Source organism: Rubneribacter badeniensis (assembly GCF_002899695.1).
Taxonomy (GTDB): domain Bacteria; phylum Actinomycetota; class Coriobacteriia; order Coriobacteriales; family Eggerthellaceae; genus Rubneribacter; species Rubneribacter badeniensis.
Genome location: NZ_PPEL01000097.1, coordinates 1 through 10,977, shown reverse-complemented (window position 1 = coordinate 10,977; position 10,977 = coordinate 1). Strand labels below are relative to the sequence as shown.

Annotated in this window: 9 protein-coding genes and 1 pseudogene; 4 read left to right on the top strand and 6 right to left on the bottom strand. The window is 58.1% G+C overall.

What is annotated here, in order from left to right; genetic code table 11:
- A pseudogene (locus C2L80_RS14700) lies at window positions 1–419 on the bottom strand (hypothetical protein); the annotation flags it as partial.
- Between the two features lie 120 nt (window positions 420–539).
- Between C2L80_RS14700 and C2L80_RS11875 the strand changes: the two are divergent.
- On the top strand, window positions 540–1,787 hold the full coding sequence (locus C2L80_RS11875) for a CaiB/BaiF CoA transferase family protein (protein WP_338049476.1): 1,248 nt from the start codon (window positions 540–542) through the stop codon (window positions 1,785–1,787).
- Window positions 1,788–1,847: 60 nt separating this feature from the next.
- Here C2L80_RS11875 and C2L80_RS11870 read toward each other — a convergent pair whose 3' ends face one another.
- The 5 genes from C2L80_RS11870 to C2L80_RS11850 form a co-directional block, all read right to left on the bottom strand.
- Window positions 1,848–2,765 carry an electron transfer flavoprotein subunit alpha/FixB family protein gene (locus C2L80_RS11870; protein WP_092197571.1) on the bottom strand — a complete coding sequence of 306 codons (918 nt, stop codon included), beginning with the start codon at window positions 2,763–2,765 and terminating at the stop codon, window positions 1,848–1,850.
- A gap of 10 nt (window positions 2,766–2,775) precedes the next feature.
- Entirely contained in the window at window positions 2,776–3,543 is a 768-nt protein-coding gene (gene fixA, locus C2L80_RS11865; protein WP_092197573.1) for a putative electron transfer flavoprotein FixA, read from the bottom strand.
- 240 nt (window positions 3,544–3,783) lie between these two features.
- A complete protein-coding gene (locus tag C2L80_RS11860; protein WP_239938961.1) occupies window positions 3,784–5,382 on the bottom strand; it encodes a class I adenylate-forming enzyme family protein in 1,599 nt (532 codons plus the stop codon).
- Window positions 5,383–5,399: 17 nt separating this feature from the next.
- The gene (locus C2L80_RS11855; RefSeq protein ID WP_204600600.1) at window positions 5,400–5,675 is read right to left on the bottom strand and encodes a ferredoxin family protein; all 276 of its coding nucleotides are present in this window, start codon (window positions 5,673–5,675) and stop codon (window positions 5,400–5,402) included.
- 8 nt (window positions 5,676–5,683) lie between these two features.
- Window positions 5,684–6,976, bottom strand: a complete 1,293-nt coding sequence (locus tag C2L80_RS11850) for an FAD-dependent oxidoreductase (RefSeq protein WP_092197577.1) — start codon at window positions 6,974–6,976, stop codon at window positions 5,684–5,686.
- A gap of 188 nt (window positions 6,977–7,164) precedes the next feature.
- Between C2L80_RS11850 and C2L80_RS11845 the strand changes: the two genes are divergently transcribed.
- The 3 genes from C2L80_RS11845 to C2L80_RS11835 all read left to right on the top strand — a co-directional run bounded on the left by C2L80_RS11845 (window position 7,165) and on the right by C2L80_RS11835 (window position 10,915).
- The gene (locus C2L80_RS11845) at window positions 7,165–7,965 is read left to right on the top strand and encodes a gamma-glutamyl-gamma-aminobutyrate hydrolase family protein (RefSeq protein WP_087195927.1); all 801 of its coding nucleotides are present in this window, start codon (window positions 7,165–7,167) and stop codon (window positions 7,963–7,965) included.
- A 313-nt stretch (window positions 7,966–8,278) separates the two neighbouring features.
- Window positions 8,279–9,595 (top strand): ATP-binding protein, encoded by a 1,317-nt coding sequence (locus C2L80_RS11840; RefSeq protein WP_087195926.1) that lies wholly within the window; start codon window positions 8,279–8,281, stop codon window positions 9,593–9,595.
- Window positions 9,596–9,802: 207 nt separating this feature from the next.
- Complete coding sequence (locus tag C2L80_RS11835) at window positions 9,803–10,915, top strand: 3-oxoacyl-ACP synthase III family protein (protein WP_087195925.1); 1,113 nt, start codon at window positions 9,803–9,805, stop codon at window positions 10,913–10,915.
- The last annotated feature ends 62 nt before the right edge of the window (window positions 10,916–10,977 follow it).

Sequence of the window (10,977 nt, the reverse complement as noted above, 5' to 3'; positions counted from 1 at the left end):
GTACCGGGAGGGGAGGCTGAAGGCGTTCGACGAGGGAGGGCGCAAGGTGTACGATACGATAGCCGGCCGCAGGAGGCGGCTGGGGCTGGCCGCCTAGGCCGTCCGGAAAAACGTCCGCACCCCCGACAGGCATCGGCAATCCTACTATAATCGAACGCACGAGCTTCTACCCCATGCCGACGGCAGCCGCCGAAAGACCCTTCGAGCGCCTTTCCCTCGAAACAGGATGGAAGCGGATCGCAGGAGAACAATTCGTGATGAAAGTCCACATCTAGAAGTGGGTTCTCCTCAGCCTCGCCGCATATATACCCAATCAGGTCGGCAGTGGGCAAGGCAAGGATCTCCAATCCGCGTATGGCGGCAGGTGCAAGCTTCGTTTGTTGGCGAACAGCTGTCTCGACAGATGAACGGACCCCCATACGCTTACCCTTCAAATTATACTTTTTTATTATAAATATGAACCATATTAACACTTCGGCATGGAAATTGCATTTACCAACTTTGGCTGATCTTCAGAGGCGAAAGAGAGGAGGAGGTTCATGGACATGTCTGCTCGGCCAACTTCATCCGACACAGCCTGGCATGGGCCACTTACGGGAGTGAAAGTCGTTAGTCTTTGCCAAGCCATTGCAGGACCTTTCGCCTGCAGCATGCTCGGAGACCTGGGGGCTGACGTCATCGGGATAGAGAACCCGAACGGGAGAGACGCGTCTAGGCCAGGCGCGCACAATCCCGGATGGGGAACCCTCATGGACAGGAGAAACTCGCGCTCCCTCTGCATGAACATCAAATCGAGCGAAGGAAAGAGCCTTCTCGCAAAGCTTCTCTCTTCCTCGGACATGCTCATCGAAGGGTTCCGGGGTGGACAGTTGGCCAAGTGGGGACTTTCCGATCAAGAGCTTTGGAAAATCAATCCCGCACTCGTAATTGTCCACATATCGGGATTCGGTCAAACAGGCCTATCGAGTTACGTGCAAAGGGCCAGCTTCGATGGCATAGGCCAAGCGTATTCCGGTTTCCTCGAAATGAACGGGTTCTCCGACAGACCCCCTCTTCCAGCGTTTCCGCAAGTCTCCGACTACTACGCAGGGTTTATGGCACTGACCGGAGGGTTGGCGGCTTTGCACCACGCGAAAAAAACAGGAGAGGGAGACAGCATCGACGTCGCTCAATTCGAGGCCATGCTCAGATGTTCGGGGTATTACATAATGGATTACCTCAACACGAAGACCCTTCCTGCTCGAGGCGTCACTTTCAACGCAGGAATGGGAACCTATATATGCAGAGATGGCGTATCGCTCTACGTCATGGTGCTCGGATCCGGAGTGCTCAAGCATGCATGCGCCATACTCGACCTGCCATACGGAAGCGATCTTTTTCCAAACGGAATCAGCGGAGTGAGAAAAGATACCGAAGCGGGAGAGGCACTTGAGGCCGCACTGGCGAACTACCTGCAAACCCACGATGCCGAAACCGTCGAGCAAGAGTTTCTTGCATCCGGCATACCGTGTTCACGCGTATACACATTTGCCATGGGCGAGGCCGACCCCCATTATCAGGCTCGAAAGACTTTTACCGAATGGCAGAACGCCTACGACGACCATTCCATTCGGGGCGTGTCGGTTGTTCCCCGCTTGAAGAAGCACCCTGGAAAAGTACGGCGTGGAATGCCGCTCGTCGGCCAGCACAACGAAGAAATACTCAAGAGCATGGGCCTTTCTTCTCGAGAAATCTCATGCCTTTACAAGCGGGGAATCTTAGCGAAGGAAAGCACCCCGCAAGGATAGAGAAGGCGGGCGAGGGACAGAATCGCTTCCGAACCCCGCCCGCCTCCGCAAACATACCTCTTATATAGAAGAAAGCACAGGAAGGACGGTTTCCAAATCGGCCACCAAACCCAAATCGCATTCATGCATCAACGGTGCGTTCTTATCCTTGTTCACGGCCACAACAAACTGGGAATCTGCCATACCCACCGTATGCTGCACCTGTCCGGACACGCCCAAGCCAATGTAAATATCCGGTTTAACCACAGCTCCCGACACTCCCAAATATCGGCTACGAGGCATCCATCCCTCTGTTTCGACAATAGGACGAGAGCAAGCCATCTCGGCCCCGATTCGAGTGGCGAACTCCTTCGCAGCCTCAAGATTCCCTATTGACTGAACGCCGCGCCCGACGCACACCACACGTTTCGCGGAACCCAAGTCAACCGTTTCCTCCTGCTTTTCCCAACGTTCAATCAGTTTGATGGGGCCAAACTCTAAGGCCGCATCCGAATGCTCGACCATACCGCCGTCGCAAGCCCCTCCGGCCTCGAACACCCCGGAGCCCACCAACACGATAGCCAACCCGCTCACCTGCTCAACGCATTCGGCAGCACCTCCGTATATCATGCTGACGAACCGGGCTACCTCGCCATCAAGGTCGATGCGCAGCGCATCGCTCACCACAGGAGCGCCCAGGCGAACAGCAAGACGCCCTGCGATGCACTGCGTACGCTTAGATGCGCGCGCCATAATAAGCGCAGGCTTTTCGAAGCGAATGATCTGCTCGAATGCGCTTGCGAGGTCTTCGTACAGCGCCCCCTCCGGAACTTCGCCCACATGCACCACACGCGCACCCCACATCGACACGCGCTCGGCATCGTCGGCACTTCCCGCAAACAAGGCAACTGGCCGACAGTCGAGGGCACGTGCGCCAGAACAGAGCTCCTCGTAAGCCTCCACGGTATCGGCAAACACCACAATGCTTTTGCTAACCACGGAAACCTCCTTAAAGACGCTCGCGAATGCGAGCGATAAACTCTTGCATCGTCTTGTCGTCACTGCCCTCAAGGATTTCGCACGTGCGCTCGCGCCGTTCGGGGGCCTCCACGCTCATGATCTTGATGCATTCGTCCCTGTTCTCGTATCCGATCTCGTCAAGAGATAGTACGCGCGAAGGCTTTTTCCCGGCATTCAAAATGTCCTTCATAGAAGGGATGCGCGGGGTGTTCATGTCGGCCACAACCGACAGAACGGCCGGCAACGGAATCTCCAGCCTCTCCACTTCAGCGCCTGCAACACGCTCGACGCGCGCAACGCCCTCCTCGAGGTCAATGGAAGTTACCCCGTTGATGGTCGGCAGCCCAAGAACTTCCCCCAGTTGTATGCCCACTTGCTGGGCATATCTGTCCGCAGATCCTTCTCCGCACAAAATAAGATCGACATCACCCAAATTCCTTACAGCAGCGGCAAGCACATGCGCCGTCTTCAAAGATCCGGCCATATCAAGAGCATCGTCCCTTACGGCCACGTTTTCTTGTGGGCCGCGCGCAAGGATGGCTTTGCGAATCTTCGAGTCCATAACGGAGTCTCCACCAGCCGTCAGGCCAATGAGCGTTGCGTCATGCTCAACAGCCAGTTGCGCACCCGCCTCCACAGCATTGAGGTCATAATCTCCTATCTTGAGAGCGGCTCGCTCAAATGACAGGGTACGATCAGGCTTTACGACAACATCTTGCTCGTCATACACGATCTTGTAGCACGCAACAATGTTCATCCATCACTCCTTCTGCTCGTCGGAAACACGCATCACTTCCACTAGAAGCAAGATCTGTGCCACAACAAGCGTTTTGCCCTCACTTGATCGAGAATTCGCGATCCTTGTCACAACCATCCAAGCCGCCCCCTTCCTCAAGAATCTAGGCAGAACTATGCGCATACGCTCAGTCTTCGCCGGAGAAGGCCACGCTTGACCCAACCTCTTCCTTCCAAAACAAGACTTTGGCCGTATGGACGCTTAAGTTGCTTCAGAGCCCCTCTCGACACCGTTCTCCCACTCACCCCTTCGCTCATTGAAGCAATCAATTATGTCGCCCTTTCTCACCTTCCCCGCGTCATCGCGCCCCATATCTTCTACGAACGTCACGTAACGAGGCTTCTTGTAACTGGCCATAAGGCGTTTGCAATGATCCCGTATCTCCTCCTCGGTCAGCGCAGCTCCGATCCGCGGTTGCACCACAGCCGCCACTGCTTCACCCAAAATCGGATCCCTTGCGCCAAACACCAGACAATCTTCCACATCAGGGTGAGCGCGAATCGCGTTTTCCACCTCGGAGGCAAACACATTCTCACCGCCGGACTTAACCACATCCTTTTTGCGCGATAGCAAGTAAAAGCACCCTTTGTCATCGCGCATCATAAGATCGCCCGTACACAACCAGCCATCATCGGTGAACACGCTATCTGCCGAACCATCCTGTCCGTAATAGCCTTCCATAACAGACTGCGACCGAAAAAGAGCTTCGCCCACTTCCCCATTGGAGAGCTCTACGCCCCGTTCATCTACCACTTTCATCTCCACATGCTTCATCGGAAATCCCACACTCTCAAGGAGCGGCGAGTCGGCCTCTAACATCTCACGCGTGATGCGCAGGCTCGTACCCGCACCGCTTTCCGACTGGCCCCAGCCGTAGTTCAATACGGCATTGGGAAAATAATCGTATATCAATTGCGCTATGGCTTTGGGCATGGCTCCGGCAGCGCTTTGCACGAGCCTTACCGAGCTCAGGTCGTATCGCCCAATGGCAGGACAGCGCAAAAGCCTCCGATACGTGGTAGGGGGCAACAGGATCATGTACGTCACCCGATACCGCTCGATCAAATGCAAGATGTTTTCCGCGTCAAACGCTCCGCACACAACAAGAGTGGCTCCCGCCGCTAACGCCATAGTAAACCAACTGTGGCCACCATGATGCTCCAACGGGCATTGGACAAGCACGACATTGTCGGCATCATCGGCTACGCCGTTGGAATCCATCACAGCATCCAATTCCACAAGATCGGCTTGATGGGTACGCGCCGCTCCTTTGGGCACGCCCATGGAGCCACCCGTATATTGAATGCGCGACAATGCGGAAGAACCGCGGAAGAGCATGGGTTCATCAGGATTGTCCCTCTCGAAACTCTTCATCAACGAAAACGCGCCGTCAACGAAGCCATCCGCGCACGCAAGCGACACCGGCTCGCAGAAGTCGGGAGCGGCATCGGCGACCATGCGAGCGAATCGCTTCGCGAACACAAGCACCTTCGCCCCGCTCGCATTCACCAAGCAGCCTATCTCACGTGCGATACTTTTGAAATTCAGAGGAACGGCCACCGCCCCGATCTTTTGAACCGCATAATACACCTCTAAAAGCTCAGGGCAATTGGGCAGAAGATACGCCACCCGATCCCCGACACCCACTTCAAGATCCTCGATAAGAACGCGAGCCACACAATTGATGCGGTCATTGAGCTCTCCATAAGATATCGTACGCCCATCGAACACCACAGCGATCTTCTGAGGATGAGCATGGACGCTATCCAAAAAAGGTTCAGCAACATTGCAGTACGGCATATCGTCACCTTCAGAGCTTAACCCAGGCGAAACTCGACGCCCATACCTCCGCGCGGATAGTCCCACGACCTCACCACGACCCCTTTTGAAGCAACCAAACAGGTACCGCATTCCAAACAGCCGGCATAATCGAACGCCAATCTATCGTGGTCGTCCAAAGCGTACAAACCAGCCGGACACAGTTTTGCCAGTCGAACAATATCGTCGCGAGAAGCGTCCTTATCCACCTCGATATGGGCAAACCCCTCGTCCACGTGAAACTTGTTCGACGAAAGCTTCTGTTCTACGCTCATCTCCCGCATCACAATGCCCCCAATCCCTTCCTCATATCCCTCATCAGATTCACAATGCCCACTCTTCTTGCCGCAGTTAAAGCCTTTTTGCTGAGCTTTTTCGGCTCAGAACCGTCAATACAAAACATCCCAAGCATGACCTCTTCCAAAAGCGCAGGATATTCCGTGAACATACGGCGTGTTTTCTCCATGAAAGACGGGAAATCTCGATAAAACTTCAGATCGCGCATTACAAAGCTGTCGTTAAGCAGCTCTAGGTAAGCGCTCAATGTCTTGGCGCTGTAGTCATCCGATTCACGCGCCTTGAGAATGGTTTCAGCCGCAAGTCTGCCGGACTCTATGGCAAAGTCCATCCCACGAACGCAGTAACCGATATTCATGCCGAAACCAGCCGCATCTCCGGCTATGAGAACCCCGTCACGCACTAACTCGGGGACGGCGGAAACACCTCCCTCCAAAATCATACGTCCCGTATACTCGCGCAGCGTGCCGCCCTCGATAAGGGGCGCCACCACAGGATGGCGCTCCAAACGTCCAAGCATCTCCGGCACCGACGCATCGCTTCGATCTATGTCGCCAATAGTAGTAACCACGCCCAGCGAAACGCTGTCTGTATTCGTATATAGAAAACCGCCGCCAATATGCCCATCGGTGCATGACCCATCAAACAACCAGGCACAACCTTCTCCCTGAGCGCAGCCGAAACGATCCGAGACAGTGCCTTCATCCAATTGGATGACCTCTTTTGCAGACACTGCCATCTTGTGCGGATCAAGAGGTGGAACCATTCCCAGCTTTTGCCCCAAGAGCGAAACGGCACCGTCAGCCAGTAAAACCACATGAGCCCTCATGCGATCCTCCCCGGCACGAATGCCGCACACGCAACCATCTTTCACAATGAGCTCGTCAACACGAATCTCGTTGACGAACAAAGCTCCTGCGTTTTCTGCCTGGTCGGCAAGCCACCGGTCAAACGTTGATCGCAAAACCGAATACGAAGCGTGTACGGGCTCTCCCAGCTTCTCACTGGAAAAATCAAGGGTGGTGGCACTTTCATCAGTCATGAAGGACAAACGTTCTTTCGTGATCCTTCTTTCAACTGGAGCTGAGCAAGCAAATCCCGGGATGACTTTTTCAAGGCTATGGCCGTACAAGCGCCCGCCCGTCATGTTCTTCGCCCCGCTAAACGGCCCCCTCTCCACAACCACGACTTCCACGCCTGCTTTCGCCAACACGTACGCCGCCGTGCATCCAGCAAGACCCCCGCCGACAATTATGACGTCAAACGACTCTTCACCCATCTGCCATGACTCCTTAGCACTCTCGTCCACCACGTTGCATGCGGATCCGTTTACTGCTCCTGCGCTCGAAAACGAAGGCCCTCCATAGACGAGAAGCAAAAACCATGCCAAAATGACGAGAAAGGAAGAAACACTTGAAAAAGTTTTTCGGACAACGAGCGACTAACGGTAAAGGACTTAGATACAGCATGATCATCGGGATCACCACCACGTACTCGGTGGAAGAGCAGAGGGACGAGCGCGTGCCCGTGGAGCGCGTCACGGTGGAATACGTGCGCTGCGTGGCCACAGCCGGGGGCACGCCGGTGCTGCTACCGCCGACCGGCGACGGCGACGAGGCGAACGAGGCCGCGGCGCGCGAGATGGTCGAGCGGGTGGACGCGCTCGTGCTTTCGGGCGGCGGCGACGTGGATCCACGGCGCTACGGCGACACGGCGCGCCTTCCCGAAACCGTCCAGGTGTCCACCGGACGCGACGCGCTCGATCTGGAGCTCGCCCGCGTTGCGCACGAACGCGACCTACCCGTGCTGGGCATCTGCCGGGGCATGCAGGTGATGAACGTGGCGCTGGGAGGCACGCTTTACCAGGATGCGCGCGCCTGCGGGATCACCGCGATCGATCATCGGCAGCGGCCGCCCTACGACGTGGCGCACCAGCGCGTCGACGTCGCGTCCGGCACGCTGCTTGAGCGCGTGCTGTGCGGCGGCGCGGGCGGCGGGGCGACGCTGGGCTGCAAGGCCGGATGGCCGGCCGATCTCGAAACGGGAAGCGAAACGGCAGGCGCGCGCTCGCTGCTGGCGAACTCGATGCACCATCAGGCGGTCGCCCTCGTCGCGCCCGGATTGCTCGTGTCGGCGGCGAGCGACGACGGGATCGTGGAGGCGCTCGAGGATCCGACGCGCCGCTTCTTCCTCGGCGTGCAGTGGCACCCCGAGTACCTTGCCCCCCACCTGCCGCTGTTCCGCGCGCTGGTCGACGCCGCACGCTAGCGCGGTCGAACGCGTCGCTCGCAGAGCCAACAATTCCGGGCAGGAGCGCAAAGACGGCGAGGGAATCCGAGGGCCCGTCGCAGAGGTCCGTCGCGAACGTGAAAGCCCACCGCCCCCCGCCGTTGATCGGCCCAGGGAAGGGCGTGCAACACGCCCGTCATTTTTTGCAAGGGGGCATTTTCGGGTTGCTGCAACCCATAAGGGGAAAATGTGCGTACGAAACGTAAAAGTCCCTATGAAAATGTGCATGTATGATGCAAAAGTGCCTGTGAAAATGTGATAGCATGCAGAAAAGGACCCGAAAGGACACCCTATGAAGCGCCTCTGCATGGAAAAACTCGTCGAATGGAAGCATTCCCCTTCAAGAAAACCCCTGCTCCTCACCGGGGCACGGCAAGTGGGCAAGACCTGGCTCGTCAAAGAGTTCGGGCGCACCCAATTCAAGTCGCTCGCCTACATCTCCTTCGAAAGCAACGAGCGCATGGCCCGGCTCTTCGCGGGGGACATCACCCCGTCGCGCCTTATCCCCGCCCTGTCCCTCGAAGCGGGAGTGCCCATCCAGCCAGCAAACACCCTCATCGTGTTCGACGAGGTGCAGGAGGTGCCGCGCGCCCTCACGTCCTTGAAGTACTTCAACGAAAACGCGCCGGAATACGCCGTTATCGCCACCGGATCCTCTTTGGGGGTAACCGTCCATCCCGGCACGTCTTTTCCTGTGGGGCAGGTGCATTTCCAAAAGCTCTATCCGCTCAGCTTCCGGGAATTCCTCATGGCGTGCGGGGAGGAGGGCCTGTCAGACCTCATCGCAGATGCCGATACGGAAATGATGTCCGTGTTCCATGAGCGGATCTTGGAGCAACTGAAGTACTACCTCATCATCGGCGGCATGCCCGAAGCAGTGCGGGAATTCGCAGAAGCAAAGCCGGCGGTCGATTTCGAGCGGATAGGCGAGGTGCAAGCGCGCATCCTGAGGAACTACCGGGACGATTTCTCGAAGCACAGCCAGCTTGCGCCGAGAGGGCTTCCCTTGCGCCTCAACCAAGTGTGGGATTCCATCCCGTCGCAGCTTTCAAGGGAGAACAAAAAGTTCATGTACACCGCTGTGCGGGAAAGCGGACGAGGACGCGATTTCGAGCTGGCCATACAGTGGCTCGTGGACACCTCGCTCGCCTTGAAGGCAACACGGGTTGTCACTCCGCAATACCCCCTGAAGATGCACGAGGACTTCGCTTCGTTCAAGCTCTTCCTATCCGACGTGGGCCTTCTGCGGACGATGGCCGGGATAAACCCAGCGATGATCCTGCGCCAAAACGACATCTTCGCCACAGCGAAGGGGGCCTTCGCCGAGCAATACGTCTGCCAGCAGCTGGCCGCTCAAGAAATCGGATTGCATTACTGGTCCGCCGACAATTCATCGGCCGAGCTCGACTTCGTCGTGCAGGGTGCCGATGAAGTCATTCCAATCGAGGTGAAGTCGGGCCTCAATTTGCAAGCGAAAAGCCTGAAGGCTGCGGTGAAGCGGTTTGGCTTCGAGCGAGCCATCCGCTTCTCTCCCCTGCCGCCAAAGCGGGATGGGAAGATCTTGGACATGCCGTTGTACGCGGTCGAATCCCTCGGGCGCATGCTCTGACGCGGCTCCGGCGGCTCGAAAATCCTGTCGGAGCCTTCTGCGGCGCAGTTTCCCGCGCAGACCTCCCTAGATCAGGATCAGCCGTTTACAGCCGCCCGGCATGCTCCCCGCACTTTATGGAAGTCGCGGCCATGCCCTCTCTCGCTGAATGGGCGGTGCTATAATCGATTTAGTTTGACTATCTAAGCATTTGCGGGACGGAGCGACATGGGCAGCACGATCATCGGATGCGGAAAATGCCTCCCTGCGTTGGAGGTCGAGAACGACGAGCTCAAAGCGCTCGTCGACACGAACGACGAGTGGATCAGCACGCGCACGGGCATCAAGTCCCGACGCGTCGCCGTCGATGAGACGAACTCCGATCTCGCCGAGGTCGCAGCCCGCCAAGCCCTCGGCTGGATCGACGGCGGTCATGCCGAGCGACGCCTCGACCCCGGCGAGATCGACCTTGTCATCTGCGCCACCATCACGCCCGACGTCGTCTCCCCTTCCGAAGCGGGCCTCTTGCGCCGCCGCCTGGGCCTCTCCAACGCCATCGCCTTCGACCTGAACGCGGCGTGCTCGGGCTTCGTCTACGGCCTTGCGATGGCCGAGTCGATGATGGCCGCCGCGGCTCCCTCGGTCGCCGGCGCCGCAGGACGCAACCCCGTGCGCCGCGCGCTCGTCGTGGGGGCCGAGCGCCTCACCCGCCTCACCGACTGGTCCGACCGCAACACCTGCGTCCTGTTCGGGGACGGCGCGGGCGCAGCCGTGCTCGAGTGGAGCGAGGAGCGTCCCGGCATTTTGAGCAGCTTCATCACGAACGAAGACGACGAGGCGAACGCCCTCACCTGCGCCGCCGCCTACGAAGCTCCGCAGCCCTTCGACGCGCACGGCATCTCCCTCGATGCGGCGGCTGCGGGCGATCCGGGCCTTGCGCACGTCGACGAGGAACTTGCCATCGGCGAAGCCGTTGCCGACGGCAAACCGCGCCAAGTGCTGCGCATGAACGGTCCCAAGGTGTTCAAGTTCGCCTCCGAAGCCATGACCGCAGCCATCCGCGCCGCGCTCGACCGCGCGAACCTCTCGCTCGACGACGTGGCCTGCATCGTCCCCCATCAGGCCAACGAGCGCATCATCAAGTACGCAGCGAAAAAGCTCGGCTGCCCCCTCGACCTGTTCCAGCTCTCCATCGCCCATACCGGCAACTCGTCGGCTGCAAGCGTGCCCATGGCCCTTGCCGATGCCTACGAAAGCGGGCGCATTCAGCGCGGCGACAAGGTGGTGCTCGTCGCGTTCGGCGGCGGCTTCACCTCCGGTGCCGTGGTGTACGAGGCGTAAACCAACCCGCACTTTCCGCGCTCAGAACGCCGGACTACCCCCCCCCCCCCCCCCCCCCCCCC